The organism is Terrisporobacter petrolearius (assembly GCF_020748185.1).
Classification (GTDB): domain Bacteria; phylum Bacillota; class Clostridia; order Peptostreptococcales; family Peptostreptococcaceae; genus Terrisporobacter; species Terrisporobacter petrolearius.
Map to the genome: position 1 here is coordinate 1 of NZ_JAHZMO010000172.1, position 462 is coordinate 462.

Annotated in this window: 1 pseudogene; it reads left to right on the forward strand. The window is 42.9% G+C overall.

From position 1 onward, the window contains the following. A pseudogene (gene nanC / locus K0040_RS22515) lies at positions 1-434 on the forward strand (N-acetylneuraminic acid outer membrane channel NanC); the annotation flags it as partial. Between the last annotated feature and the right edge of the window lie 28 nt (positions 435-462).

The following is a 462-nucleotide window of genomic DNA, read 5'->3' on the forward strand; positions in this document are numbered from 1 at the left end:
GCCCGGGAATGTTAACGCATTTTAGCAGCAACGGCACACGCTACGGACCCTACGTAAAACTGTCCTGGGACGCGACAAAAGATCTTAATTTTGGCATTCGCTATCGTTACGACTGGAAAGCTTACCGACAACAAGACTTATCCGGTGATATGTCTCGTGATAACGTTCATCGTTGGGATGGATATGTCACTTACCAGATTAATAGTGATTTCACCTTCGCATGGCAAACGACGCTATACAGCAAACAGAACGATTATCGCTATGCAAACCATAAGAAATGGGCGACGGAAAATGCATTTGTTCTACAATACCATATGACGCCCGATATTACGCCATACATAGAATATGACTACCTTGACCGTCAGGGTGTTTACAACGGCAGAGATAATTTATCGGAAAACAGTTATCGCATTGGTGTGTCATTTAAACTGTAGTAGACAGGAGACAGTCACAATGAATAAA